The organism is Streptomyces sp. NPDC053367, assembly GCF_044545925.1.
Classification (GTDB): domain Bacteria; phylum Actinomycetota; class Actinomycetes; order Streptomycetales; family Streptomycetaceae; genus Streptomyces.
On record NZ_JBITYN010000004.1, the window covers coordinates 397,023 to 423,203 of the forward strand.

Here is a 26,181-nt window from a genome sequence, read left to right on the forward strand (position 1 = left end):
GAGCCGCGGCGCAGGAGACGTACGACCATGACAGCCCAGGACACCGGCACGGACGCCACCGTGCGCCCGGCGCCCCGGCACGGCCAGGCAGCCGTCGTCGCGGCGGTCGCCGCGGGCGGGGCGATCGGCGCCACCGCGCGCTACGCGGCCTCCCTGCTGTGGCCCGCGCACAGCGGCGGCTTCCCCTGGACCACGTTCTGGGTCAACGTCTCCGGCTGCGCGGTGATCGGCGTTTTCATGGTGCTGGTCGTCGAGGCCAGGGCCGTCCACCGCCTGGTGCGCCCCTTCTTCGGCACCGGCGTGCTCGGCGGGTACACCACCTTCTCGACGTACGCCGTGGACATCCGGACACTCCTGGACGAGGGCCATCCCGCCACCGCGCTGGCCTACCTGGCCGCGACGCTGCTCGCCGCCCTCACGGCCGTACGGCTCGGGGTGACGGCCGCCCGCCGGCTGCTGCTGAGGAGGCCCCGATGACCGGACCGACCGCCGCCCGCGCGCTGCGCCTGACCGTGTTCGTCGACGAGGACGACACCTGGCACCGACGGCCCCTGTACTCCGAGATCGTGCACCGCGCGCACGAGGCCGGCCTGGCCGGCGCCAGCGTCTTCCGCGGCATCGAGGGCTTCGGCGCCTCCTCCCTGATCCACACCTCGCGCCTGCTGTCGCTGAGCGAGAACCTCCCGGTGGCCGTCGTCGTCGTGGACACCGAGGAGCGCGTACGGGCCTTCCTGCCCAGGCTCGCGGAACTGGCCGGCGCCGGCCTCGTCACGCTGGACGAGGTGGAGGTCGTCAGGTTCACCGAAGGGGCGGGCGAGGCGTGAACTGGCTGCTGGTGGCCGTCGGCGGGATGATCGGCGCACCCCTGCGCTATCTGACCGACCGCGCGGTGCAGTCCCGGCACGACTCGCTGATGCCCTGGGGCACCTTCGCCGTCAACGTCACCGGCTGCCTGGTCCTCGGCCTGCTGACCGGCGCCGCCGCGGCGGGCGTCACCGGCTCCCACACCCAGCTGCTGCTCGGCACCGGCCTGTGCGGGGCGCTGACCACCTACTCGACCTTCTCCTACGAGACCCTCCGCCTCACCGAGGACGGCGCCCGCGGCTACGCCCTCGCCAACGCCGCCCTCAGCGTCCTGGCGGGTCTCGGCGCGGCCTTCGCCGGGGTGGCGCTGGCCCGCGCGATGTGGGGCCGGTGAGCGAACGGCCCCCGTGGGCAAGAGCGTTGCCCAGCAGGTACAGTCCACAGCCATGAGCACGCGACTGGCCGACATCGCGGCCGCGGCGGGGGTCAGCAAGGCCACGGTCAGCCGGGTGATCAACGGCACGCGGGGTGTCGCCTCGGACACCCGTGCCTCCGTGCTCGCCGCGCTCGACACCCTCGGCTACGAACGCCCGACCCGGCTGCGGCCGCGTGCCTCGAACCTGATCGGGGTCATCACCCCCGAGCTGGTCAACCCGATCTTCCCCGCGATGGCCCAGGTCGTCGGGCAGGCTCTGACGCGCCTCGGCTGCACACCGGTGCTGGCGACCCAGAGCCCGGGCGGGTCGACGGAGGACGAGCTGACCGAGATGCTCGTGGACCGCGGTGCGTCCGGCATGATCTTCGTGTCCGGACTGCACGCGGACACCACCGCCGACACCGGCCGCTACGCGCGACTGCGCGAGCAGAACGTGCCGTTCGTCCTCGTCAACGGCTTCTCGCCGGCGATCAGCGCCCCCTTCGTCTCCTGCGACGACCGCTCCGCCATGGCCCTGGCCGTGACCCATCTGACGGCGCTCGGGCACGAGCGCATCGGACTCGCCGTCGGGCCCGCCCGGTACGTCCCGGTGCAGCGCAAGACGGAGGGCTTCCAGCAGGCCGTCGGCGAGCGGCTGGGCCTGTCCCCCGGCGAGTCGGCGCGGTGGATCCGGCACACCCTGTTCACCCTGGAGGGCGGGCAGGCCGCCGCGGCCGAGCTGCTCGACCAGGGGTGCACCGCCGTCGTGTGCGCCAGCGACATGATGGCCCTGGGGGCCGTGCGCTGCGCACGACTGCGGGGGCTGGCCGTCCCCGGGGACCTCTCGGTGATCGGCTTCGACGACTCCTCACTCATCGCGTTCACCGATCCGCCCCTGACCACGATCCGGCAGCCCGTGCGGGCGATGGGACAGGCCGCCGTCGACGCGCTGATGGAGGAGCTGTACGGCACCCCCGCCCCGCACACCGAGTTCATCATCATGCCCGAGCTGGTGGTGCGGGGGTCGACGGCGGCGGCGCCCCGCTCATAGCCGCGCCGGCAGGGTCCGCCACCAGTCCGCGTGCCGCTTGTACCACTCGGCCGTCGCGGCGAGCGCGGACTCGAACGCGACCCCCGGCCGGTATCCCAGCTCATCGGTGATCTTCGTGTGGTCGACCGCGTACCGGCGGTCGTGGCCCTTGCGGTCGGCGACGCGGGCGATCCGCTCGGGGCCCGCACCGCACAGTGCGAGCAGACGGTGCGTCAGATCGAGGTTGGTCAGCGAGGTGCCGCCGCCGATGTTGTAGACCTGCCCGGGCCGGCCCGCCAGCCTGACCAGCTCCAGCGCCCGGACGTGGTCGTCGACGTGCAGCCAGTCCCGGATCTGCAGTCCGTCGCCGTAGAGCGGGACGGTCCCGCCGTCCAGCAGGGTGGTGAGGAACCGCGGCACGAGCTTCTCGGGGTGCTGGTACGGCCCGAAGTTGTTGGAGCAGCGGGTCACCCGGACATCGAGGCCGTGGGTGTGGTGGTGCGCCAGGGCCAGCAGGTCGGAGGCGGCCTTGGACGCGGCGTACGGCGACGACGGCCGCAGCGGGTCGGTCTCCTTCGCCGCGCCGTGCGGCAGTGAGCCGTAGACCTCGTCGGTGGACACGTGGACGAAGGTGCGCACCCCGCCCTCCAGCGCGGCGTCCAGCAGGACCTGGGTGCCCAGGACATTGGTCCGGGTGAACTCGGCGCCGGCCGCGATGGAGCGGTCGACATGTGACTCGGCGGCGAAGTGGACGATCAGGTCGTGCCCGGCCGCCAGCGCCGCCACCAGCGTCGCGTCGCACACGTCGCCCTGTACGAACGTGAGGTCCGGGTGCCCGCGCACGGGGTCGAGGCGGGCGAGGCTGCCCGCGTAGGTGAGCTTGTCCAGCACGGTCACGGCCGTCCCCTGCGGCCCCCGTGGACCGAGCAGACGGCGGACGTAGGCGGACCCGATGAAGCCGGCTCCGCCGGTGACGAGGATGCGAGTCATGGCGTGAGATGCACCTTGCTGTGGTCGCCGATCACAAGACGGTGGGCGTGCGGAGGGCGGGGCGCCTGCCCCACCACGGCGCCGCGGCCGATGAGGGAGGACTCGATCCGCCCGGCCCCCTCGATGTGGGCTCCGCGCAGCAGGACCGAGTACTCGATGGCGCTGTCCTCCACCCGGCAGTCGTCACCGATGGAGGTGTACGGTCCCACGCTGGAGTTGCTGACGACCGCGCCGGCGCCGATGACCACCGGGCCGACGACCCGGGAGGCGCGTACGACCGCGCCCTCGGCGACCCGGACCCTGCCGACCAGGGTGCTGGCCGGGTCGACCTTCCCCTCGACGGCGCCCTCGATCCCCTCCAGCACCTCGCGGTTGACCTCCAGCATGTCCTCCACGCTGCCGGTGTCCCGCCAGGGCCGGTCCGTGACGGTGGCGCGCACGGTGTGGCCCTGGTCGATCAGCCACTGGACGGCGTGGGTGATCTCCAGCTCGCCGCGGGCCGAGGGCCGGACGGCGCGCACGGCCTCGTGCACGACCGGCGTGAAGGCGTACACGCCGATGAGCGCGAGATCGCTGCGCGGGGTGTCGGGTTTCTCCTCCAGTGCCCGTACCCGGCCGTCGCCGTCCACCTCCGCGACACCGAAGCGTGAGGGGTCGGCGACGCGGGTCAGCAGCAGCCGGGCCGCGGCCTGCCCGGTGGCGGACATGAGCTCGCCGACGCCCCCGGGCAGGTAGTTGTCGCCGAGGTAGAGCAGGAAGTCGTCGTCGGCCAGGAAGTCCCGCGAGATCAGCACCGCGTGGGCGAGACCGAGGGGCCGCGGCTGCTGGATGTACGTGATCCGCAGTCCGAACCGCCCACCGTCACCCGCGAGTTCGCGGATCGCCGGGCCATGCGCGCCGACGACCACGCCGACGTCCTCGACGCCCGCCGCGGCCAGCGACTCCAGGGCGTAGAACAGCACCGGCTTGTTCGCGATCGGCAGCAGCTGCTTGGCACCGGAGTACGTGAACGGTCTGAGGCGGCTGCCGGTGCCCCCCGCCAGCACCAGTGCCTTCACCTGGGCCTCCGCGCTAACGAGGCCGGTCGGGGATGTTGTGGTCTCAACGGTCTCTCCTCGGTCAGGAGGCGTGGTGCGGCCGGAAGGCCGTACCGACTCAAGCAGAGCGCACCCCGGTCGTGCAAGAGATTCCTGAAAGTTTCAGATCGCTTGCGAACCGTCTTGCATGGGTGTTTGACTCACCTCCCGCACGGCCAACGTCCTTGCACTGCAAGGCGTTTCAGTCGGACGCGGGAATCCGTCCGTATTCCAGGGGGCTGTAGTGACAGGTATCCGGCAACGCCGGCAACTGCTGAGGGAGGCCCGGCATCTGGCACCCGGCGCCTCAGAGGAGGCCGAGCACGGGCGCCGGGTGTTCGCCGAGGGCCGCGGCCCCGTGCTGACCGACCTGGACGGAAACCAGTACCTCGACCTCGCCTCCGGCACCCTCACCCAGTCCCTGGGCCACGGCCACCCGGAGGTCGTCGCGGCCCTCACCGCGCAGGCCCACCGGCTGTGGAACGTCCACGACAGCGCCACCCCCGACCGGGCCGACCTGCTCGAACTGCTCGCCCGGCTGCTGCCGGACCACCTGGACACCTACGCCTTCTTCTCCACCGGCGCCGAGGTCGTCGAGGCGGCGTTACGGGTCGTGCAGGCCACCGCCGAACCCGGCCGCAACCGCATCGGCGCCCTGCGCCACGGCTTCCACGGCAAGACCATGGGCGCGCGGATGCTGGTGCACTGGGACATCGGCCACCAGTCCTTCAGCGGCAACAGCGTGCTCGGCTACGCGCCCTACTGCTACCGCTGCCCCCTCGAACTGCAGTACCCCGCCTGCGACGTGCGCTGCGCGTCCCTCGTGCGCCGGCACATCGCCGCCAAACCCAACGTCTCCGCGCTGGTCTTCGAACCGGTCCTCGGCGCGGCCGGGGTGATCGTGCCCCCGCCCGGCTACTGGGAGCGGATCGGCGAGGCCTGCCGTGACGGCGGGGTGCTGCTGGTCGCCGACGAGGTGCTGACCGGCGGCGGTCGCACCGGCACCTTCCTCGCCGCCGAACGGTTCGGCCTCGAACCCGACCTGGTGACGCTCGCCAAAGGCACCGCCAACGGATTCCCGTTCGCCGTGCTGGCCGGCCGCGCCGGCCTGCTGCGCCGGCCGGAGGCCGCCCCACCCGGCGCGTACGCGTCGACGTTCGCGAGCAACCCGCTCGGCATCGCCGCCGCCCGCGCCACCCTCGAAGTGATCGAACGCGACCGGCTGATCGACCGCGTACGCGTCCTCGGGGACCTGATGGAGACCCGGCTCACCGCACTGCACCGGCGCTTCGACGTGCTCGGCCAGGTCCGCGGCCTCGGGCTGCTGTGGGGACTGGAGTTCGTCACCGACCCGGCGAGCCGCACCCCCGCCCCCGACATCGCCCGCGCCGTCTACACCAAGGCCCTCGACCTCGGCCTCAGAGTGGCGCTCGGTGGGCACATCCTGCGCCTGGCCCCGCCGTTCACCATCGACGAGGCACTCCTCGACGAGGGCCTGACCCTCCTCGCCGACGCCGTCGAACGGGTGGTCACGCCGTGATCGTCGCCGAGCACCTCGTCAAGGAGTTCCGGATCGCCGAACGCCGGCCCGGACTGCTGGGCAGCCTCGCCACCCTGTTCACCCGCCGCCACCGCCTCGTCCGCGCCGTCGACGACGTCTCCTTCGAGATCCCGGCCGGCACCAGGACCGCCTACCTCGGCGCCAACGGGGCGGGCAAGTCCACCACCATCAAGATGCTCACCGGCATCATGACGCCCACCTCCGGCCGCTGCCTGGTCGGCGGCGTCGAGCCCTACCGCAACCGGCAGCTCAACGCCCGCCGGATCGGGGTGGTGTTCGGCCAGCGCAGCCAGCTGTGGTGGGACCTGTCCGTCCCGGACTCCTTCCGCATCCTCAGACGCATCTACGACATCCCGGCCCCGGTGTACCGGCGCAACCTCGCCCTGTTCCGGGAACTGCTCGACATCGACGCGCTCGGCACCACCCCTGTACGCCTGCTCAGCCTCGGCCAGCGCATGCGGGCCGAGATCGCCGCGAGCCTGCTGCACGACCCGGCGGTGCTGTTCTGGGACGAGCCCACCATCGGCCTCGACATGGTCCTGAAGGACGCGGTGCGCGAACTGGTCAACCGGGCCCACCAGGAGCTCGGCACGACCCTGGTGCTCACCAGCCACGACATCGCAGACATCGCCGCGATCTGTGACAACGTCCTGGTCGTCGACCACGGCCGGGTCGTCCACCAGGGGCCGTTGCACGACCTGTTACGCACCGCCGCCCACCGCACGGTCGTCTTCGACCACCGCGACGGCACGTCCGCCGCCGAGGCGCTGCGCGGCATCGAGACAGGACTGCCCGGTGTACACGCCGCCACCGGCGACGACGGCCGCATTCGCGTCGAGTACCCGACCGGCCGCTACACCTCCCGTCAGGTCCTCTCCTTCCTGCTGGACCGCTTCGACCTCGCCGACTGCTACGCACCCGAGCCGGATCTGGAGGACGTCCTGCGCCAGATCTACGCCCGCCCCCGCACCCCGGAACCGGCCGAGGACGGCACCCCGTGACCGGCCGCCTGCGCGTCTACACCCCCTTCGCCACGGGCGGGCTGCAGTCGCTGCTCCAGTACCGCTCCACCTTCGCCATGACCGCGATGACCGCCGCCGCCGGCGCCGCGGTGACCGTCTTCCTGTGGCGGGCCGTGTACGCCGGCAACCCGGGGTCCGGCCCCGGCGGCTTCGACCAGAAGAGCATCACCACCTACCTGCTGACGGCCCAGCTGCTCCAGGTGCTGCACAGCAACCGGGTCGACGACGAGGTGGCCGCCGAGGTGTACCGCGGCGACGTCGCGGTGACGCTGGTGCGGCCCGTCAGCTACCCCGTCATGCGGTTCTTCGCCTGTCTGCCCGTGGTGGGCGCCAACGCGGTCCTCGTCGGCCTACCCGTCCTGGGACTGTTCGCGCTGCTGGTGCCTCTCACCGTGCCCCGGCCGCTGGACCTCGCGCTGTTCACGCTGTCCACCGCCGTGTCGGTGCTGCTGGCGTTCTGCGTGAACCTGTTGACCGGCATGACCGGCTTCGTCACCACCAACACGTGGGGCGTGCGCATGGTCAAACAGGCCGTCACCGCCTTCTTCGCCGGACAGATGGTGCCCATCGCGCTCATGCCCGAGCCGCTGGCCGCCCTCGCGCGGGCCCTGCCCTTCAGCGGCATGGTCGACGGGCCCCTCACCCTGCTCCTGGGACGCTACGACGGCTGGACGTCCGCCGCCGCCGTGCTGGCCGGCCAGCTGGCCTGGGCCGCCGGACTCACCCTGCTGTGCGCGGTGCTCTGGCGGGCCTGCCTCGGCCGGCTGGAGGTGCTGGGCGGATGACCCGTACGAGCACGGCGGCACGCTACGCGCGGCTCGCCTGGTTCCTGGGCGGCGTGGGACTGCACCGGCTGACCGCCTACCGCACGGACTTCCTGATGGGCGCGGGCGCCTTCGTCGTCCGGGTCGGCATCCAGACCGCGGTCGTCGGGCTGGTCTTCCGCCAGGTCCCCGCCGTCGGCGGCTGGTCCTACCACGAGGTGCTGTTCCTCCTCGGCTTCTCCCTGCTGCCGCGGGGACTGGACCATCTGTTCACCGACCAGCTGTGGGAACTGGGCCGCAAGCTGGTGCAGCGCGGGGAGTTCTATCGCCACCTGATCCGGCCGGTGAACCCGCTGTTCTCCCTGCTGTCGGAGCGGTTCCTCCACCCCGACGGACTCGGTGAACTCGCCCTCGGCGTTGTCCTGGTCTGCTACGCCGGATCCGGACTCGGACTGTCGCTCACCCCCGAGCAGTGGCTGCTGGCCCCCCTGCTGGTGCTGTGCGGCGCGCTGATCCACACCGCGGTGAAACTGTTCTTCGCCTCGCTGTCCTTCTGGACCGTCACCAGCATGCCGTCCATGTACGCGGCGAGCCAGGTCTCCGAGTTCGCCGCCTACCCGCTCGACCTCTACCACCCCAGCCTGCGCGCACTGCTGACCTGGGTCCTGCCCTTCGCCTTCACCGCCTACGTGCCCAGCGCCTACCTCCTGCACGGCTCGACGGACCTCCTCGGCTGGCTGCCGGTGGTCACCGGCGCGGCCCTCGCGCTCGCCCTGACGGTGTGGCGGCGCGGCATCGACACCTACGAGATGACCGGGAGCTGACTCGGCCGTGACCGACGACGACGCACTGGACGCCCTGCTGCGTGCGGCGCCCTGGATGGACGAGGACGGCCGCCGGGCCGCCCGCTACGAGACGACCGACGAAGTGACGCTGGACGCCACCACCCGCCTGCTGGTGGTGGCCGCGGCCGGCCGCCGGTACGTCGTGCCCGTACGCGCGACGGACGGGGGCGGGGTCGAAGAGGCCCACGGCAGCCTGGAGTTCGACCGTCTGGTCTGGTCGGCGGCGCAGGCCGGGGGAGTGCTGCCCACCGCGCGCGGCGGCAGCGTCCGCTTCCGCGGCACCGGCACCACGCGCGGAACCCCGGGCCGCCTGCCCTTCGACCGCGGCTGGTCCTCCAACGCCCTGTCGCTGCTGGACGCCGACGGCACGCCCTACGTCCACAAGACCTACCGCCGCCTGGACGAACCCGTACGCGAACCCGAGCTGCTGCGGCTGCTGCACGGCACCGGCCGCACCCCCGACTGGGCCGGCGACTACGTCTACGTCGACCCGGCCGACGGCTCACGGCACCCGCTCGGCGTCTTCTACCGGTACGTCCCCGGCGACGGTCTGGACACCCCGCTGCGGCACAACCTGCGCACCCTGTGGCCGAAGGTGACCGCGGACCGCGACATCGAACGGACCGTCCGTGCCCACCTGCGGCCGCTGACCGCCAACCTCCGCGCCGCCGGACGGTTCCTCACCGGGTTCCACCACGACCTGGCCGAACGGCTCGGCGGCGCCCCGCGTCCGTATCCGGTCCTCGACGCGCTGGACCGCGCCGAGGGCCGCACGGCCGCCCTGCGGACCGTCGCCATCGCGCTCCCCGAGCACGCACGGGACGCGGCCTTCGCGGCGCTGGGCGCCGAGGCGGCCGCGCTGCGCGAAGCGTTCGGCGACCACCACGGCCCCGTTCCGTCCGGCCCCGCCCACGGTGACCTGCACCTGTCCCACCTGCTGTGCCGGCCCGGACCCGACGGCCTGTGGTCGATGCACGTCCTCGACGTCTCGACCCCGGCGCTCACGGCCGACGATCCCGGCTGGGCCGCCCAGTCACCCGTGCAGGACCTCGTCGCCGTCGAGCGGGCCCTGGAGTACTTCGCCGCCGACGAAGCCGCCTTCGAGAGCGCGGGACGGCTCGGCGTCGACTCCCTGCGCACCATGACCGACGCCCTCGCCGACCCCGACGACCGGCCCGGCACCGTACGCCTGGTCTTCCACGCCGCCGACGTCTGGCGGCGGCACGTACGGCGGCTGCTGCTCGGCCCGGCCTCCGCCGACCCACTGCGCCGGCTGCTCTACCTCACCCGGCTGCTGCACGAACTCGCCTACAACACCGACCACGCCCGCCCCTACCACGCGGCGATCGACCTGCGCCACGCACTGACGCTCGGCGCGCAAGCCCCGGCCCCGACCACCACCTCAGCGAGGACGTGAACGTGACCGTGCCCGAACCCCGCATGCACATCGTCGAGACCTACTTCGAGTGCTGCGGCTTCGACCACACCTTCCTGCAGGGCGGCACCTCGGTGTACCTGTGGAACCTCTCCAAGGCGTTCGCCGCCCGCGGCCACAAGGTCTCCATCGTCACCCCCGCCCACGGCCGCCTCGACGACCTGCGCGGCCGCTACGACGTCGAGGACCTGCACTACACCGACGCCTACACCCTGCCCCTCGTCCTCGACCCGGACGTCTGGCGGGACTTCCCCGCCGAGGTCGGGGTGGAGCTCACCACCACCGCCCACCGCATCCGGCTCGACGGCGTCGACCTGTACTTCCTGTCCGACGACTACCTGAACCAGCTGCCCGACACCTTCTACCCGCCGTACTCCGCCAAGGGCCACGACCTCGTCTTCTTCAAGCCGCTGGCGTTCCAGACCGCCGCCGTGCGCTTCCTGCGCGGCTGGTTCGGCGACGAGAAGACCCTCGTGCACGCCCATGAGCCCTACTACCACTATCTGCTGCCCGCCGCCCTGCGCGACGACCCGCTCAAGCCCGTGGCCGGCACGGTGCAGAGCAACATGCCGATCGACAAGAAGGTCTATGCGCCCGAGGTACGCCGACTGCTCGGCCTGCTGGACGCCGACGTGCCGCTGCCGCTGGACCCGCCGCCCACCACGGACCGCCCGGACCCGGTCCGGCAGTACCAGCAACTGACCCACCTGCACTACGACTACCCGCCCGACCACGTGTCGGTGTACCGGCTCGTCCTCGAACACGCCGACCTCGTCGACTTCCTCTCCCCGGGCCAGCTCGACTTCTACGCCTCCTTCGCCGACACGCCGTTCGAGTCCCTCTTCCGGGAACTGCCCGTCGCCCGGTCCGTACGGGACAACGCGCACAAGATGTTCGTCGGCGGCTGCGCCATCTCCGACCAGTGGCTGGCCTGGGACCCCGCCGAGGTCGACCGCGCGCGGGTGCTCACCGGCCTCGGACTCGACCCCGCCCTGCCGACCTTCTTCCACAACGCCCGCTACGCCCTGCACCACAAGGGCCAGCTCGAACTGCTGCGCGCCGTCGACCGGGTCCTCACCGACGGCCTCGCCGCCAACTTCGTGGTGCGGTGCATCTCGGGCGCCCCGCTCGACGACCCGTTCTTCCGGGAGGTGGCCGACCGGCACAAGGGCCGGCTGCACCTGGAGTCGCACCGGGTCGACGAGCGCCGCGTGTTCGAGTACGCCGCCGCGAGCGACTTCTGCCTGTTCCCGTCCAAGTTCGAGATGGACACCTTCCTCATCGCCCAGGGCGAGGCGATGGTCTGCGGCGCCGTACCCATCGCCACCGCCCAGCAGGGCATGGCCCACTTCGGCCACGCCCGCACCGGGGCGGACGCCACCGGCTTCGCCGTGAACCGGTCCTTCGCCGAGGACGACGCGCTGCTCACCGACGCCCTGACCGCCCGCATCCGCGAGGCCGTGACGCTGTGGCACGAGGACCCGGCCCGCCACCGCGAACTCGCCGAACGGGCGGCCGAGGCCGCCCGACAGTTCACCTGGGAGCACTGCGCCGACCTGCACCTGGCGGCCTTCGCCCCGCTCTGGCGCGGCGAGACACCCCGGCTGCCCGTGGAACGCGCCCTGCACCACGGCTGGTTCGACCTGGTCGCCGACGCCGACCTCACCGAGGAGGCGCTGCTGCGCCACGGCGACCTGACGGCCTTCGAACGGCTCGCCCCCCTGGATGCGGCCGCCGCCCGGCGGTTCTACGACGCCGCCTGGGAACGCGCCGACTTCGCCACCTGCCGGCGCGTCCTCGACCGCTTCCCCGACGCCGTGCCCCACGACCTGAGCCGCCTGCTGCACGACCGCCTCCGCATCGTCGACGGCACCCTCACCTACCGGCTGCCGCACGCCGAGCGGGTCGAACTGGTCACGCCCGGCGACCAGCGGGGCCACGCCCGCGCCCTGCCCGCGGTCCGGCGACTGGACCGCACCGCCCCCGGGGTGTTCGAGGGCCCCGCGCCCCGGCCGGGAGCCCGGCTGCTGCTCACCCTGAGCACCGGCCGCGTCACCTGGGACGAGGTGTGCCATGACTGAGCGCGGCGGCGTCCGTGCCGTGCTGCTCGCGGGCGGCGAGGGCCGGCGCATGGGCCCCCTCGGCGCGGGCCGGCTCAAGCCGCTGGTGCCGTACGGCGGCGCGTGCCGGCTGATCGACTTCAGCCTCGCCAACGCGCGCGACTCCGGGCTGGGCGAGGTACTGCTGCTGTCCCAGTACGAGGAGCGGCAGCTCATGGACGACCTGCACCGGGTGTGGAACACCGGCGACGGCTTCCGGGTGCACTTCGGGCCCTACGACCGGGCCTACCGCGCCGCCGGCGACGGGCTGCCCCGGGACCTGCCCGAGCGGACCTGGCCGGCCGAGCGGGGTACCGCCGACGCGTTGATCCGCAAGGCCGAGTACGTCTTCGACGGCGACCCGGAGCAGATCCTCGTCCTGCACGCCGACCACGTCTACCGCTTCGACCACCGGCCGCTGATCGCCGCGCACCGGGCCTCGGGGGCCGCGCTGACGGTCACGTACCAGAGGATCGAGCGGCGCTGGGTGCACCTGTTCGGCATGGTCCGCTTCGACCGTGCGGGCCGGCTCGCGGAGTTCGTGGAGAAGCCCGCCGAACCCACCAGCGACCTGGTGTTCGCCGCGTTCTGCGTCTTCGACGCGGCCGTGCTGCGCCGCTACCTGGAGAAGCTGGACGGCACCGACTGGCAGCACGACATCAGCCGGGACGTCATCCCGGCGATGCTCGCGGCCGGGGAGCACATCCGCGGCCACGAGGTCACCGGGCACTGGGAGGACATCGGCACCGTCGAGCGGTACCACCGCGCCCACCTCGCGCTCGCGGCGGGCGGCTTGCGCGCCGGGCTGCCCGTGCAGCGCATGCCCTGGACGGTCCGCCCGGACGTGGCCCGCGCCTGGGTGGCCCATGCCCCCGGAGTCACCTCGTCGTTGGTCCCGGCGGACCTGGTCAACGACGGCCTGGTGGAGGACAGCGTGCTCTTCCCCGGCGTGACCGTCGGAGCGGGCGCGCGGGTGCGGCGCAGTGTGCTGCTGCCCGGCGCGACCGTCCCGCCGGGCAGCGACGTCGACTCCGCGGTGGTCCTGGAGAACGGCCAGGTCCAGCACGTCCCGCACACCCCGCCCGCAACGGAAGGAACCCCCGCATGAGCCTGCCCCCCTACGACGTCCTGGTGGTCGGCGGAGCCGGCGTCGACACCGTCGTCCGCGTCCCCGAACTCCGCGTTCCGCCGGGCGACTCGCTGCATGTGCCGCCCGTGTACGACTACGTCGCCCACACCGGCAACGGAGTCGCGCTCGGCTTCCACGCGCTCGGCCGCCCCACCAAGTTCATCGACTACCTCGGCGACGACGTCCAGGGCCACGCGGTGCTCGCCGCGTACGCCCGCAACGGCCTGGACTTCAGCCACCTGGTGTCCCCGCACGGCACCCCGCGCGGCATCAACCTGGTCGACTCCCACGGCCGCCGCTTCTCCTTCTACGACTCCCGGCACCCGGCCGACCTGCGGCTGCCGCGCGAGTTCTACCTGCCCCACCTGGAGCGGGCCCGCCACGTCCACCTGTCGATCACCGGCGTCAACCGGGACATGTACGAGGACATCCACCGGCTCGGCGTCCCCTGCTCCACCGACCTGCACGACTGGGACGGCGTCAACCCGCACCACCTGACCTACGCGCTCTCCTCCGACCACGTCTTCCTCAGCGCGGCGGGCCTCGGCGACCGGCTGGAGGAGGTCCTCAACCGCGTCCTCGACGAGGGCCGGGCCCGGTTCGTGGTGGCCACCGCGGGCGCGGACGGCTGTCATCTGCTGGTGCGCGGCGAGGGCAAGCCGCGCCACTTCCCCGCGGTGCGCCCGGAGCGGCCGGTCGTCGACAGCAACGGCGCGGGCGACGCGTTCGTCACCGGCTTCCTGCACGCCCTGATGGAGGGACAGCCGCTGGAGGACTGCGTGCTGGCCGGTTCCGTCTCCGGCGCGTTCGCCTGCGGCAGCGCGGGCACCCACACCGAGTTCATCGATCTGCCCGGTCTGCGCGCGGCCGTCGCCCGCGCCGTACCGGCCGGGTGAGAGGGATCCCCTGGGATGCACATCATCGCCTTCTCCTTCGAGTGCGGCGGCTTCGACAACCGGCTGATGCGCGGGGGACTGTCCCCGCTGGTGTGGAACCTGTGCCGCGAGTACGCCGCACGGGGTCACCGGGTGTCGCTGGTGACCCCCGCGCACGGCCGGCTCGACGCCCTGCGCGAACGGTTCGACCTGCAGCAACTCGACGATCCCGTCACCGACACCGTCCCGCTGGTGCTCGACCCGAAGGTCTGGCCCGAGCAGCCGCCGACCGTCGACCTGCGGCTGACCACCACCGTCCACCGGATGCGGCTGGACGGGGTGGACGTCCACTTCCTGTCCAGCGAGTACCTCGACCTGCTGCCCGACCGGCTCTACCCGCCGCCCGGCCTGGAGGGCCGGGACCTGGCGCACTTCAAGCCCCTGGTGTTCCAGGTCGACGGACTGCGGTTCGTCCGGCGTGCCCTGGCGGGCGAACCGGCCGTGGTGCACGGCTTCGAGCCGTACTACCACTACCTGCTGCCCGCCGCCCTGGCCGGTGACCCCCGCTTCCGCACCGTCAGCACCGTCGCAGCGAACGCGCCCATCACCCAGAAGGTGTACCGACCCCAGGTGGAGCGTCTCCTGGCGCTCCTCGGCGCCGACACCTGTGGCCTGGACGCCCTGGACGGGCCACCGCCCGCCGAGGACTCGCCCACGGCCGTCATGGCGCGGGCCCTGGCCGGCACCCGTCTGCACACCGAGTACGGGCCCGACCACGTCGGCCTGTTCCCGCTGGTGGCGGAGTACGCGGACCTGCTGGACTTCGTCTCACCGGGCCAGCTCCGGTACTACACCACCTTCCAGGACACCCCGATGGAGGCGCTGTTCTCGACGCTGCCGGTGGCCCGGCGCCTGCGCGAGCAGTCCCACAAACTGCTGGCGGGCGGCTGCGCCGTCGCCGACAGCTGGCTGGCGCGCGACCCCGGCGCCGTCGACCGGGACGCGGTGCTGCGCCGGCTCGGACTGGACCCGTCCCGGCCCGTCTTCTACCACGCGGCCCGCTACGCGGTGCACCACAAGGGCCAGTTGGAGCTGATGCGGGCCGTGGAGGACGTCCTCGCCACCGACCCCGAGGTCAGCTTCCTGATCCGCTGCACGGCCGGGGGCGGCACCGACGGGCCGGGGACCGTGGCGAACGCCGCGTTCCAGGCGATCGCCGACCGCCACCCCGGGCAGGTGCGCCTGGACTGGCAACTGGCCGACGAGGACACCCTGTTCCCCGAGGCAGCGGTGGCCGACTTCTGCGTCTTCCCGTCCAAGTTCGAGCTGGACGGCTTCCTGATCGCCCAGGCCGAGGCCATGGCGTGCGGCGCCGTACCGATCGGCACCGCGCAGCGGGTGACCTCCCACTTCGGCCACGACCGCCCGGCGGGCGACCCCGACGCGACCGGTTTCTCGGTGCGCGGCTCGTTCCGCGACGACGACCCCGGCCTGGCCGCCGCGCTCGCCGACCGAATACGCGAGGCCGTGGCGGTCCACCGCACGGCACCCGACACCTACGCCCGCCTGTCGGCGAACGCCCGGCGCGTCGGCCGCTCCTTCACCTGGGCCCGCAGCGCCGAGACCCGCCTCGCCGCCTACGCACGCGCGCTGCGCGACGACCCGCGCCCGCTGCCCGTCGACGAACTGCTGGCCCTCGGCTGGCTGGACCGGCTGCCGGAACCCGCCTGGTCCGCACACCGTGCCGCCATCGAGCGGGTGGCCCTCGCACGCGGCGACGCCGACGCCTACGCCCGCGCGCTGGGCGTCGACGTCAACGACCTGGACGCCGACGCCCACGACCGGCTCTTCGAGGCCGCCCACCGCCGCGCCGACCTCGCCCGCTGCGCCGAGCTGGCCCGGCGGTCCGGCCGGCCGGAGCAGGCGGCACGTCTCGCCGGACGCTGCCGCCTCACCCGCGAGCCGGACGGCACCTGGCGCGTCGACTACACCCATCCCGAGGCCGAACTGGTGGAGGTCGTCGTCGAGTCGGCGTCCCCCGTGGACGGATCCGGCGGCGCCGGTCCGTTGGGGGAGTCCGCCACCGAGGCGCTGGACTCCGACGAACCGGCCCCCGCCGGCAGCGGGGCCGCACTCGCTCCCCTGGCACCCGACGGCCCCGGCCGCTTCACCGGCCTGCTGGAGGGGCCACCGGTCGGCCGGCACCTCGTCGCCCGGCTCACCCTGCGCTCCGGCCGGGTGGCCTGGGACGCCGTGCCCGTGACCGTGCCGCCCTTCCTGCTCGTCGCCACCGACCTCGACGGCACGCTGTTGCGCGACGACCTCACGGTCTCCGCACGCACCCGCCGCGCCCTCGAACTGATCGGCACCGCCGGCGCGCGGCACCTCGTCGTCACCGGCCGCCCAGCGGTCGCCTGCCGGCAGCTCCTGCGCGGCATCGGCTACCAGGGGCTCGCCGTGTGCGGGCAGGGCGCACAGCTCTACGACGCCGGCGCCGACCGGCTGCTGTCCTCGCTGGCCCTCGACCTGGACCTCGCCCGCGAGGTCGTCGCGCGGGTCGAGGACGTGCTCGGCCGCGTCGAGCTGGGCATCGTCACCTCACCGCCGGACAGCCGGTTCAAGGTGACGCCCCGGTTCGGGGAGCGCGTCCGGCACGGCTGGGACGTCACCACCGACCCGGCGCTGCTGTGGAGCGAGCCGATCGACAAGCTGATCCTCCATCACCCCGACGTGGACGAGGACCGGCTGGCGGCCACCGCGCGCGACCTGATGGGCGACGCGGTGACCGTGGTGCACTCGGTCAAGGGCATGGTGGAGATCCTCCCGGCCGGCACCGACAAGGGCACCGGCGTGGCCCGCGCCGCGCGCATGCTCGGCTTCACCGCCGCGGACACCGTCGCCTTCGGCGACATGCCCAACGACATCCCGCTGCTGGCCTGGGCCGGTCACGGGGTGGCCATGGCGGGTGCCCACCCCGACCTGCGGGCGATGGCCGACGAGATCGCCCCCGGCAACGACGAGGACGGTGTCGCCGTCGTCCTCGAACGGCTCTTCGGCGCGCCGGAGGTCCGCCGATGACCGCGCACCCCGCACTGCGGGAACTCGCCCGTCTGCACGGCATCGCCACCGCCTACACCACCGACCGGGGCCACCGGGTGACCGTCCCCACGGACACCCTCGTCGCGGTCCTGGCGGCGTGCGGGGTGGACGCCGCCACCGAGGTCTCGGCCCGCGCCGCGCTCGCCGGACAGCGCGGCGACGGGAAAGCGGCCCTCCCACCGTGCGTCGTGGTCCGGGCCGGCCGGCCCGCCGGCCCCGCGCTGCCCGCGCACGTCCGGGCGCACGTCTCCCTGGAGGACGGCGGGCGGGCCGCGCTCCGGGACCCGCTGCCACCGGGCCGCCATGAGCTGCGCCTCACCGGGGCGGCGAACGACGAGGCGGTCCCGCTCCTCGTCGTGCCCGACCGCGTCCCCGTGCCCGAGCGGCGCAGCTGGGGCTTTCTGATCCAGCTGTACTCCGTGCTCTCCCGCCGCTCCTGGGGCATGGGCGACCTCGGCGACCTGGCCGGACTCGCCGCCTGGTCCGCCTCCGAGCTGGGCGCCGGTTTCGTCCAGCTCGGCCCGCTGCACGCCATGGAGCCCGGCCCGCTGCCCGACCCGTCGCCGTACCGGCCCAGCTCCCGCAGGTTCCCCGACCCCATGCACGTACGGGTGACGGACGTCCCCGAGTACCGGCAGCTCACGGGGCCCGCCCGGGCCGAGGCGGAGTCGCTGGCCGCCCGCGCGCGGGACCTCAACGACGCGGTGCTGCGCGGTGAGTCGCTGATCGACCGTGAGACGGTGCGCAAGCTCAAGCACCGGGCGCTGCGGCTGGTGCACGAAGTGCCCCTCGCCCCCGCCCGCCGGGCCGCCTACGAGGCGTTCGTCGTCCGCGAGGGACGGGACCTGACCGACTTCGCCACCTGGTGCGCGCTGGCCGAGGTGCACGGCGGTGCCTGGCGCTCCTGGCCCGCCCCGCTGCGCGACCCGCGCTCGGCCGCCGTGGCGGCGGCGCGGGAGGAACGGGCCGACGCCGTCGCCTTCCACCGCTGGCTGGCCTGGATCACCGACGAGCAGCTCGCCGCGGCCCAGCACACCGCGGTCGGGGCGGGCATGGACATCGGCCTCGTGCACGACCTCGCCGTCGGGGTCGCCCCCGAGGGCGCCGACGCGTGGGCGCTGCAGCACTGTCTGGCGGCCGGGATGAGCGTGGGAGCGCCGCCCGACGACTTCAACCCGCACGGCCAGGACTGGGGCCAGCCCCCCTGGCGCCCCGACGCGCTCGCGGCCGAGGGCTACCGGCCGCTGGCCGAGCTGCTCCGTGCCGGCATGCGGCACTCCGGTGCCCTGCGCGTCGACCATGTCATGGGCCTGTTCCGGCTGTGGTGGGTCCCCGAGGGGCGGCCCCCGTCGGAGGGCACCTACGTCCGCTACGACGCCGAGGCGATGCTCGGTGTGCTGTTGCTGGAGGCCCACCGGGCGGGCGTGCACGTCATCGGCGAGGATCTCGGCACCGTCGAGGCGGGCGTCCGCGAGGAGCTGGCGGCACGCGGGGTGCTCGGCACGTCCGTGCAGCGCTTCGAATACCTGGGCGGCTCCGAGGGCCGCCACGGGCCGCTGCCCGCCGGCCGGTGGCGCACGAACTGCCTCGCCACCCTCACCACCCACGACCTGCCGACCACCGCGGCGTGGCTGACCGGGGAGCACGTCGACCTGCGTGCCCGGCTCGGCCTGCTGACCCGCCCCGAGGCCGAGGAGAAGGGGGAGGCGGCCGCCGAGCGGGACGGCTGGCTCGCGGAACTGGAGCGGGAGGGCCTGCTGCCCGACCCGGACGGGGAGGTCGCCGCCCTGCACCGCTACCTGACCCGCACCCCGTCCCGGCTGCTCGGGGTGTGGCTGCCGGACGCCACCGGCGACCGCAGGCCGCAGAACCTGCCCGGCACGGCGACCGTCCATCCCAACTGGCGCCTCCCGGTGGCGGACGGCGACGGACGGCCGGTACCGCTCGACGAACTGCCCGGCCGTCCCGGCGTCCAGGCCATCGCCCGTGTGTTCACCCCCGGTGAACCGCACCGAACCGACCGCTAGGAGAAAGATGTCAAGCCAGGCCCTTGTCCGGGTCGAGGGGGTAGTGGAGGACGCCGGAGGGTTCGACCTGCTGGCGCCGGAGGGCACGCGCTACCGCGTGGATGTCACCGACGCGGTGTTCGACCCCGCCAACCCGCTGCTCGCCGACCGTGTCGAAGGACGCCGCGTGGTCGCCTTCGTCGGCCCCACCGTGCACCGCTTGTACGGCGAGCGCCTGCGGGCGTACCTCGACGCCCGCCTCACGCCGGGCAGTTGGAGCGTGCATGTGATCGACACCGGGGAGCACAACAAGACCCTCGCGTCCGTGGAGCGGGTGTGCGCCCTCGCCAAGGCGGCCGGCCTCGACCGGCACGGCGTGATGCTCGCGGTGGGCGGCGGCATCGTCGCCGACGTCGTGGGCTTCGCCGCGTCCATGTACGCCCGCGGCATCCGCTACATCAAGGTCAACACCACTCTGGTGGGCCAGGTCGACGTGGGCGTCGGAGTGAAGACCGGCGTCAACGCCCTGCACTCCAAGAACATGTTCGGCGCCTACCACCCGGCCCACGCCTCCCTCAACGACCCGTCGCTGCTGGCCACCCTGCCGCCCCGGGAGATCCGCTGCGGTCTCGCGGAGATCGTGAAGATGGCGGTGATCCTCGACGCAGACCTCTTCGGCACGCTGGAGCGGCATCCGGACGCCTTCCTCACCTCACCGAACGGCGCCGTCGAGACCTACGTCCTGCGCACCTCGATGCGGCTGATGATGGAGGAACTCTGTCCCAACCTGCGCGAGCTGGAGCTGGCCCGGCTGGTCGACTTCGGCCACACCTTCAGCCCGGTCGTCGAGACGGCCGGCGGACACCGTCTGGAGCACGGCGAGGCGGTCGCGGTCGACATGGCCCTGTCGGCGCACATCGCCCGGCTGCTGGGCCTCGCCGACGCCGCGGCCTGCGAGCGGATCGTCACCCTGCTGGCCAGGATCGGGCTGCCCGTCTTCGACCCGGCGACCTGCACCGAGGAGCTGATGACCCAGGCACTCCAGGCGTCCTGGCAGCGACGGGGCCGCAAGCTGTACCTCGTCGTGCCGACCGGCATCGGCAAGGCCGGCTTCGTCGAGGAGCTGACCGACCTGCCCGCCGAGGTGCTGCGGGAGGCCCTGCGGGCCCTCGCGGCCGAGGGAGGCGCACAGTGACGTCGTACGACGTGCCGGGGGACGTGGCGAACCTCGTCGAGCTGTTCACCGCCAAGGAGCACGACCACGGCGGCCTGGGCACGATCCTCGCCCACCGGCTGTTCACCCGCACCGAGGGCGGTGAGGGTGCCGAGTTCGTCGACCTGGCCGTGCTGCCGCCGGGCACCTCCATCGGCCGCCACCGGCACGGCCCCGACCGGGAGACCTATGTCGTGCTGCGCGGCAACGGGCTGATGTACCGGGACGGCGCCGAGTTCCGCGTCGGCACGGGCGACGTCGTCGTCAACCGTCCGCACGGCGAGCACGGGCTGGTCAACGACGCGGACGGCGAACTGTGGCTGCTCGTGTTCGAGGAGGTGCTCCGATGACCGTCCCCCGCCCCGGCCGGCTCGCCCCGGCGCGGCCCGCCGGCACTACGGCCGCCGGCACCTTCACCGTCCTCGACGTCGGCGGCACCACCCTGCGCACCGGCACGTACGACCCGGTCACGGCGACCCTGTCCCGGGTGCGCCGGGTGCCCGTGGAGGGCATCGCCCGCCACCCCGGCGAACCGGTGCCCGCCCTCCAGGACCGGGTGGTGGAGCAGATCGTCCACGAGATCACCCGCCACACTGACGGCCGGGGTGCCCGCGCGGTCGGTGTGGCCTTCGCGGGCCCGATCTCCGCGAGCGGGCTGGTCCTCGCGGCACCCACCGTGTGGGGCCGGCGCGGCGCCCCGCTGCCGCTCGGGCAGCTCCTGGCGCGGCGCATCGGCGCCCCGGTCGTCGTGGTCAACGACCTGACCGCGGCCGCCTGGCGGTACGCCGCGACCGAGGCGGAGCCGTTCTGCCTGCTCACCGTCAGCTCCGGGATCGGCAACAAGGTCTTCCGCGGCGGCGAGGTGCTCCTGGACGCCGACGGGCACGGCGGCGAACTCGGGCACTGGGTGTGCGACCCGTCGCCGGACGCGCCGCTGTGCGACTGCGGAGGCCGCGGCCATCTGGGCGGCATCGCCTCCGGGCGCGGGGTGCTGGCCGCCGCCCGCCGCGCGGCGACGGCGGACCCGCGGGGCTTCGCGCGCTCCCGGCTCGCCGAGCTGTGCGGGGGACGCGCGGACACACTGGACAACCCGGCGATCGCGCGAGCGGTCAGGGAGGGCGACCCCTTCGCGACCGCGGTACTGCGCGGCACGCTGGTGTACCTCGCGCAGGCCATCGGCGCCGTCTTCACCTCCATCGGCATCTGCCGGTACGTCATCATGGGCGGCTTCGCCCTGGCCGTCGGGGAGCGCTACCGCGAACTCCTCGTGGCGGAGCTGGTGCGTCTCGGCTGCTTCGGGCTCGACGCCGCCGCGGTGGACGCCTCGGTGTCACTCGGCCGCGCGGACGACGACCACGGGCTGATCGGCGTAGGACGACTGCTGGCCGACCGTACGTCCTCTCTCGCGCACCAGGAGGCGGGGTGAGCGCCGTCGCGCCGGGTTCCGGCCGGTCACCGGCAGGAGACGTGACGGCTGACCGGAGGCGGGACGGCGCCTTCGAACGGCCTGGCGGCGCCGGGCGACCGGCAGGCCCCGTGGCGGGCGGGCGGACGCTGGTCGTGGGCAGCGGATTCGTGGGCACCGGTATCGCCCGGCGCCTGCTGGCCGACCGCGAGGAGGTGACGCTGGCCTCGCGAACGCCGGTGCCGCCGCCCGAGGGAGCCGGTTGGACGCCGCTGGACGCCACCGACGCCGGGGCGTGCGGGCGTCTGCTGGACCGGCTGCGCCCGCACCGTGTGGTCCTGGTGCACGGGCCGTCGGACGTCACCTGGTGCGAAGAGCACCCGGACCGCGCCGCCGCCGCGCACACCGCGGTCGCCGCGAACTTCGCCGCGCGGGCGCGCGGGGCGCGGATCGTGATGATCTCCACGGACAACGTCTTCGACGGCACCCGCGCCGACAACTCCGAGGACACCCCGATCCGTCCGGCGAACGCCTACGGGCGGGCCAAGGCGGCCGCCGAACAGGCCCTTGCCGGTTCCGCGGAGGCCGTGGTGCTGCGCGTCAGCCTGGTCTACGGCCATGAGCCCGCGGACGCCGGGAAGTGGCTGAACTTCTTCTCGGCGTGCGCCCACCGGCTCGTGCGGGGGGAGTCGGTCACGGTCCCGGCGGACCAGTGGACGACGCCCGTGCTGGTCGACGACGTGGCAGAGGTGACCGCCGCCGTGCTGGGCGCCCCCGGCCCGCTTCCACCGCTGCTGCACCTGGGTGGCCCGGACCGGGTGAGCCGGGCCGGGTGGGCCTCGGTGATCGCCGGGACACTGGGGGCACACCCCGGCCTGGTCGTACCGACGGACCGGGCGGGCACCCGGTACGCGTCGCGGCCGGAGAACACCTGCCTGGTCAGCGGGTTGCTGCACCGGCTGCCCGCGACCAGGGGCGTGGCCGTGCGCGGGGTCGCCGAGGGCGCACGGCTGCTGGCCCGGGCCTTCACGGCTGCGGACTGACGACGCCGCCGGCCCCGTTACGGGGACCGGCGGCGCGGCCGGCCTCACTTCAGCCAGGGCCCGTCGGCGCCGATCCTGCCCGGGCCGTCGAGGACGTACACCCGCAGGTTGCCCTTGCCGGGTGCGGCGACGGAGAGCGTGCCGCCCGTGACGGCCTTGACGTCGCCGGTGACGGCGTCCCGGTAGGTGCCGTTCGGGATGCCGGTGTACGTGGCGCCGCCCGAGACGGTGACCAGCGCGAAGCTGTCCGTGCCTCCGGCGGTGTAGCGCCGCTTGAAGGCCATGCCGCCCGAGATGCCGTCGGTGGAGTACTGGCCCATCTGCAGCGCGGGGATCGCCCGGCGGATCTGGTTCAGCCTCTGGACGTGCTTCACCAGGGGCTGGCTGAGCGTGGTGGCCACCTGGCCGCTCGCGGAGTCCACCTTGGAGAATCCGGACACCGACAGGCTGCCCTTGAGGTGGTCGCCGAAGTAGGCGCGGCCGGTGGTGGCGAGCGGACAGGTGGGCCCGCAGTCGATCTTCGCGCCCTTCTGGAACTCTATCTCCGAGCCGTAGTACAGCGTCGGGATGCCGCGGAAGGTCCACATCAGCGACATGTTCTCGGCCCAGGCGTCGGTGCCGCCGGTGTAGCGGGTGCTGCTCTTGTTCGGGCCGTAGTCGTGGCTGTCGACGTAGACGACGTTGTACGTGGCGTCGTTGACGCTGTCGTCGGAGTCCTTGCCGTTGCCGAAGGCGTTCTGCGCGTCACCGAAGTTCATGTGCATGCGCATGTCGATGATGTTCATGCCGGAGAACCTGCTGTGGTCCGGCGTGTGGTAGCTGTTGCCGTTCAGGAAGGCGTTGGTGGACGTCGGCTGGTTGCCGGTGCCCTGCTGCTGCTCGTACTCGTAACTCTCCAGCGCGGCCGCCCTGTCGTCGGCGCTGTACTCCCGGCGCTCCTTCCAGGTGTAGAACTGCGCGGAGTGGTTGGGGGAGCCGCGGTTCCACTTGTCGTTCACGAACGCGGCGACCTCGCCGAACACGAAGAAGTTCTCGGCGGCCTGCGCGCCGAACCGCTGGGCGACCCGGTCGTGGATGGCCGGCAGGAAGCGGCGGTTCCAGGTGACCCGCGGGATGTGCACGGCGGTGTCGACGCGGAAGCCGTCCACGCCCATGTCGATGTACTTGTTGTACGCGCCGATCAGATAGTTCTGCACGGGCGCCGACTCGGTGTCGAAGTCGGCGAGGTCCTCGTGCAGCCAGCAGGAGCGGGAGTCCTCGCCCTCCCAGTTGCCGATCCAGCACTGGTGGTAGTACGCCTTCGGGAACATGCCCGAGGTGGGGCTCGGCCACTGGCAGTTGTAGACCGTGTAGCCCTCGGCGCTCCTGCCTCCGGTCGGCTTGCCCCAGTTCAGACAGGTGTTGCCGGTCGGCTCGGCCGTCGACCACAGGTCGCCGTTGTAGTAGGACTTGCCGGACTGCGGGTCCACGCTCAGGCCGTCGTACTCGAAGCCCTCGTTCCTCGCGTCGTAGTACCAGCTCCACTGGGAGTCGCGCACGCCGTACACGGTCGGGGTGAACAGGCCCTTGGCGCCCCAGCGGGAGGAGTGGTTGTAGACCACGTCCTGGTAGATCTTCATGCCCTTGGCGTGGGCGGCGTCGATGAGGTCCTGGTAGGACGCGCCGGCCGACTCCAGCCGGGCGTCGACCTTGTAGAAGTCGTAGCCGTGGTACCCGTGGTAGTCGTAGTCGGAGCGGTTGAGCACGACCGGGGTGATCCACACGGCGGAGAAGCCGAGACCCTTGATGTAGTCGAGCTTGTCGACCAGGCCCTTGAAGTCGCCGCGGAACATGGGGTCGTCGTTCGCGGCGTTGCCGGACTTCACGTGCTGGCTGCCGCCGCGGTTGTTGGTGCTGTCACCGTCGTAGAAGCGAGCGGTGAGCACGAAGTAGATCGGGTCCTTGCGCGGGTCCGTGCCCAGCGGGGTGCCGGTGGCGGGTTCCTGCGGGGCGCTCCCGGTCGTCACGCGCGCCGCGGTGGAGGCGGCGGAGACGTTCCCGGCGGCGTCCACGGCCCGGACCGTGTAGGTGTAGGCGGTGCTCGCCTCCAGGCCGGTGTCGGAGAACACGGTGGAGGACACGTCGGTGACCGTCGAGCCCTTGGTGCCGCCCGTACGTGTCACCTGATAGCCCGTCACCCCCGTGTCGTCGGTGGCGGGCTGCCAGGACAGCACGACCGAGGTGCCGGTGGCCGAGGCGGCGACACCGGTCGGCACGGTGGGTGCCTGGGTGTCCGGCCGGGTCTGCGCGCACGGGTCGGTGGCGCCCGCGGTGACGGTGTTGTTCTTCACCGTGCTGATCCCGTACGGGATCGAGTAGTCGGCCCCGTTGTTGTTGTCCCAGGTGCCGTTGCCGTTGTTGAAGGCGGCCTTCAGGGAGGTGGCCGACCCGAGGTCGAGGGTCCGCTTCCACCAGCCCGTGCACGCGGCTTCCATGCCGACGCCGGGCACGGCCGTCCAGGAGCCGCCGGCCGGCTGGTAGTGGATGTTCACGGTGGTCCAGCCGAGCGACTGGGAGGAGTAGTACACGGTCGCCGACCGGGGGGTGCCGGGATCCGTGCCGGCGCAGGGGTCGCTGTGCGCCACCACGCCGTCCTTGACGGTGATGTCCCCGGTGCCCAGGGCGTAGTTCCGCCCGGCGTTGTTGTCCCAGGTGCCTGAGCCGTTGTTGAAGGTGGCCTGCAGCCCGGCGGCCGAGCCCAGGTCGACGGTGAGCTTCACCCAGTCCGTGCAGGCGGGCTGCATCAGGGTGCCCGGCACGGTGGTCCAGGAGCCGCCGGTCGGGGCGTAGTGCAGATAGGTGGAGGACCAGTTCCGGGTCTTCGTGGAGTAGTAGACCGTCGCCGAGTTCCCGGTGGCGGCCACCGGTTCGGTGGGGGGAGCGGCCGGCGGGCCGGTGACGGCCGCCAGGGCCAGCAGCCCTCCGGCCAGGGCGCCCGCGGTCATGCCGCGGACGGGGGGTCTGTCGCGTCTCATGTGCGTCTCCGGTGGGGAGGGGGAGTGTCCGGCGGGGCAAGCGCTTCCGTGGATGGCATGGGCATGCCATTTCGCGGGTGAGGTGTGGGCGTGCCGGAAGTGCCGCTGACGCCAGGGGCTGGGACGACCGGCCCTGGAGGTCCGGGCGCGTCGGGGAGGGGACTTGATGCCGTCGCCGTCCCACCGGATCCAAGGCCGGACGTGTGGGTGAACGTAACACCGTTGCAATGATTGCGAAAGAGTTTTCAACGGCCCAACTGGCCTGCCCATTGGCGACCTTGGGCTTGTGGAGGACGGGAACAGGTGCTGCTTGAAGGGTTGACCAGCTAGGGCGGCAGCTCGTACCTTCACGACCG

At 73.0% G+C, this 26,181-nt stretch carries 21 protein-coding genes; 18 read left to right on the forward strand and 3 right to left on the reverse strand.

The features are described 5' to 3' along the window. Positions 1-27: 27 nt before the first annotated feature. Genes crcB (ACIGXJ_RS14515) through ACIGXJ_RS14530 form a run of 4 tightly spaced genes read left to right on the forward strand, consistent with a single transcriptional unit; the run spans position 28 to position 2,270 of the window. On the forward strand, positions 28-477 hold the full coding sequence (crcB, locus tag ACIGXJ_RS14515; protein ID WP_399644493.1) for a fluoride efflux transporter CrcB: 450 nt from the start codon (positions 28-30) through the stop codon (positions 475-477). Further along, a complete protein-coding gene (locus tag ACIGXJ_RS14520) occupies positions 474-824 on the forward strand; it encodes a DUF190 domain-containing protein (protein WP_399644495.1) in 351 nt (116 codons plus the stop codon). Before crcB (ACIGXJ_RS14515) ends, ACIGXJ_RS14520 begins: the two co-directional genes overlap by 4 nt. Beyond that, a complete protein-coding gene (crcB, locus tag ACIGXJ_RS14525) occupies positions 821-1,198 on the forward strand; it encodes a fluoride efflux transporter CrcB (protein ID WP_399644497.1) in 378 nt (125 codons plus the stop codon). The genes ACIGXJ_RS14520 and crcB (ACIGXJ_RS14525) overlap by 4 nt, the downstream gene beginning before the upstream one ends. A gap of 52 nt (positions 1,199-1,250) precedes the next feature. Continuing rightward, positions 1,251-2,270 carry a LacI family DNA-binding transcriptional regulator gene (locus tag ACIGXJ_RS14530; RefSeq protein WP_399644499.1) on the forward strand — a complete coding sequence of 340 codons (1,020 nt, stop codon included), beginning with the start codon at positions 1,251-1,253 and terminating at the stop codon, positions 2,268-2,270. On the opposite strand, the gene rfbB is transcribed toward ACIGXJ_RS14530, so the two are convergent. Together rfbB and ACIGXJ_RS14540 are read right to left on the reverse strand one after the other, a co-directional pair. Then, entirely contained in the window at positions 2,265-3,239 is a 975-nt protein-coding gene (rfbB, locus tag ACIGXJ_RS14535; protein WP_399644501.1) for a dTDP-glucose 4,6-dehydratase, read from the reverse strand. The two genes, ACIGXJ_RS14530 and rfbB, sit on opposite strands and share 6 nt — an antisense overlap. Continuing rightward, positions 3,236-4,297, reverse strand: a complete 1,062-nt coding sequence (locus ACIGXJ_RS14540; protein ID WP_399644503.1) for a glucose-1-phosphate thymidylyltransferase — start codon at positions 4,295-4,297, stop codon at positions 3,236-3,238. The genes rfbB and ACIGXJ_RS14540 overlap by 4 nt, the downstream gene beginning before the upstream one ends. Before the next feature lie 262 nt (positions 4,298-4,559). Here ACIGXJ_RS14540 and ACIGXJ_RS14545 point away from each other — a divergent pair, with 262 nt between their 5' ends. Genes ACIGXJ_RS14545 through ACIGXJ_RS14610 form a run of 14 tightly spaced genes read left to right on the forward strand, consistent with a single transcriptional unit; the run spans position 4,560 to position 22,811 of the window. Continuing rightward, positions 4,560-5,855 carry an aspartate aminotransferase family protein gene (locus tag ACIGXJ_RS14545; protein ID WP_399644505.1) on the forward strand — a complete coding sequence of 432 codons (1,296 nt, stop codon included), beginning with the start codon at positions 4,560-4,562 and terminating at the stop codon, positions 5,853-5,855. Continuing rightward, complete coding sequence (locus tag ACIGXJ_RS14550) at positions 5,852-6,877, forward strand: ATP-binding cassette domain-containing protein (protein WP_399644507.1); 1,026 nt, start codon at positions 5,852-5,854, stop codon at positions 6,875-6,877. Before ACIGXJ_RS14545 ends, ACIGXJ_RS14550 begins: the two co-directional genes overlap by 4 nt. Continuing rightward, entirely contained in the window at positions 6,874-7,683 is an 810-nt protein-coding gene (locus tag ACIGXJ_RS14555; protein ID WP_399644509.1) for an ABC transporter permease, read from the forward strand. Before ACIGXJ_RS14550 ends, ACIGXJ_RS14555 begins: the two co-directional genes overlap by 4 nt. Next, a complete protein-coding gene (locus ACIGXJ_RS14560) occupies positions 7,680-8,486 on the forward strand; it encodes an ABC transporter permease (protein WP_399644511.1) in 807 nt (268 codons plus the stop codon). The genes ACIGXJ_RS14555 and ACIGXJ_RS14560 overlap by 4 nt, the downstream gene beginning before the upstream one ends. Before the next feature lie 7 nt (positions 8,487-8,493). After that, entirely contained in the window at positions 8,494-9,924 is a 1,431-nt protein-coding gene (locus ACIGXJ_RS14565) for a hypothetical protein (RefSeq protein WP_399644513.1), read from the forward strand. A gap of 2 nt (positions 9,925-9,926) precedes the next feature. Continuing rightward, entirely contained in the window at positions 9,927-12,023 is a 2,097-nt protein-coding gene (locus tag ACIGXJ_RS14570; protein WP_399644516.1) for a glycogen/starch synthase, read from the forward strand. Then, positions 12,016-13,149: a sugar phosphate nucleotidyltransferase gene (locus ACIGXJ_RS14575; RefSeq protein ID WP_399644518.1), complete on the forward strand. Its 1,134-nt coding sequence runs from the start codon at positions 12,016-12,018 to the stop codon at positions 13,147-13,149. The genes ACIGXJ_RS14570 and ACIGXJ_RS14575 overlap by 8 nt, the downstream gene beginning before the upstream one ends. Then, positions 13,146-14,066 (forward strand): carbohydrate kinase family protein, encoded by a 921-nt coding sequence (locus tag ACIGXJ_RS14580; RefSeq protein WP_399644520.1) that lies wholly within the window; start codon positions 13,146-13,148, stop codon positions 14,064-14,066. Before ACIGXJ_RS14575 ends, ACIGXJ_RS14580 begins: the two co-directional genes overlap by 4 nt. Before the next feature lie 15 nt (positions 14,067-14,081). Then, positions 14,082-17,123: an HAD hydrolase family protein gene (locus ACIGXJ_RS14585; RefSeq protein WP_399644522.1), complete on the forward strand. Its 3,042-nt coding sequence runs from the start codon at positions 14,082-14,084 to the stop codon at positions 17,121-17,123. Then, positions 17,120-19,171 carry a 4-alpha-glucanotransferase gene (malQ, locus tag ACIGXJ_RS14590; protein ID WP_399644524.1) on the forward strand — a complete coding sequence of 684 codons (2,052 nt, stop codon included), beginning with the start codon at positions 17,120-17,122 and terminating at the stop codon, positions 19,169-19,171. Before ACIGXJ_RS14585 ends, malQ begins: the two co-directional genes overlap by 4 nt. A 7-nt stretch (positions 19,172-19,178) precedes the next feature. Then, positions 19,179-20,345 (forward strand): sedoheptulose 7-phosphate cyclase, encoded by a 1,167-nt coding sequence (locus ACIGXJ_RS14595; RefSeq protein WP_399644527.1) that lies wholly within the window; start codon positions 19,179-19,181, stop codon positions 20,343-20,345. Continuing rightward, positions 20,342-20,713: a cupin domain-containing protein gene (locus ACIGXJ_RS14600; protein WP_399644529.1), complete on the forward strand. Its 372-nt coding sequence runs from the start codon at positions 20,342-20,344 to the stop codon at positions 20,711-20,713. Before ACIGXJ_RS14595 ends, ACIGXJ_RS14600 begins: the two co-directional genes overlap by 4 nt. Next, positions 20,710-21,789, forward strand: a complete 1,080-nt coding sequence (locus ACIGXJ_RS14605; protein WP_399644531.1) for an ROK family protein — start codon at positions 20,710-20,712, stop codon at positions 21,787-21,789. The genes ACIGXJ_RS14600 and ACIGXJ_RS14605 overlap by 4 nt, the downstream gene beginning before the upstream one ends. A gap of 41 nt (positions 21,790-21,830) precedes the next feature. Continuing rightward, positions 21,831-22,811 carry a sugar nucleotide-binding protein gene (locus ACIGXJ_RS14610; RefSeq protein ID WP_399644533.1) on the forward strand — a complete coding sequence of 327 codons (981 nt, stop codon included), beginning with the start codon at positions 21,831-21,833 and terminating at the stop codon, positions 22,809-22,811. Positions 22,812-22,855: 44 nt separating this feature from the next. On the opposite strand, the gene ACIGXJ_RS14615 is transcribed toward ACIGXJ_RS14610, so the two are convergent. Then, positions 22,856-25,795: a carbohydrate binding domain-containing protein gene (locus ACIGXJ_RS14615; protein WP_399644855.1), complete on the reverse strand. Its 2,940-nt coding sequence runs from the start codon at positions 25,793-25,795 to the stop codon at positions 22,856-22,858. Positions 25,796-26,181 lie beyond the last annotated feature (386 nt).

What these genes read in the sequence shown, in the direction of transcription:
- crcB (WP_399644493.1), top strand. Translation starts at nt 28, where the DNA reads ATGACAGCCCAGGACACCGGCACGGACGCCACCGTGCGCCCGGCGCCC.
- ACIGXJ_RS14520 (WP_399644495.1), top strand. Translation starts at nt 474, where the DNA reads ATGACCGGACCGACCGCCGCCCGCGCGCTGCGCCTGACCGTGTTCGTC.
- ACIGXJ_RS14530 (WP_399644499.1), top strand. Translation starts at nt 1,251, where the DNA reads ATGAGCACGCGACTGGCCGACATCGCGGCCGCGGCGGGGGTCAGCAAG.
- rfbB (WP_399644501.1), bottom strand. Translation starts at nt 3,239, where the DNA reads ATGACTCGCATCCTCGTCACCGGCGGAGCCGGCTTCATCGGGTCCGCC.
- ACIGXJ_RS14560 (WP_399644511.1), top strand. Translation starts at nt 7,680, where the DNA reads ATGACCCGTACGAGCACGGCGGCACGCTACGCGCGGCTCGCCTGGTTC.
- ACIGXJ_RS14575 (WP_399644518.1), top strand. Translation starts at nt 12,016, where the DNA reads ATGACTGAGCGCGGCGGCGTCCGTGCCGTGCTGCTCGCGGGCGGCGAG.
- ACIGXJ_RS14580 (WP_399644520.1), top strand. Translation starts at nt 13,146, where the DNA reads ATGAGCCTGCCCCCCTACGACGTCCTGGTGGTCGGCGGAGCCGGCGTC.
- ACIGXJ_RS14585 (WP_399644522.1), top strand. Translation starts at nt 14,082, where the DNA reads ATGCACATCATCGCCTTCTCCTTCGAGTGCGGCGGCTTCGACAACCGG.
- malQ (WP_399644524.1), top strand. Translation starts at nt 17,120, where the DNA reads ATGACCGCGCACCCCGCACTGCGGGAACTCGCCCGTCTGCACGGCATC.
- ACIGXJ_RS14595 (WP_399644527.1), top strand. Translation starts at nt 19,179, where the DNA reads ATGTCAAGCCAGGCCCTTGTCCGGGTCGAGGGGGTAGTGGAGGACGCC.
- ACIGXJ_RS14605 (WP_399644531.1), top strand. Translation starts at nt 20,710, where the DNA reads ATGACCGTCCCCCGCCCCGGCCGGCTCGCCCCGGCGCGGCCCGCCGGC.
- ACIGXJ_RS14615 (WP_399644855.1), bottom strand. Translation starts at nt 25,795, where the DNA reads ATGACCGCGGGCGCCCTGGCCGGAGGGCTGCTGGCCCTGGCGGCCGTC.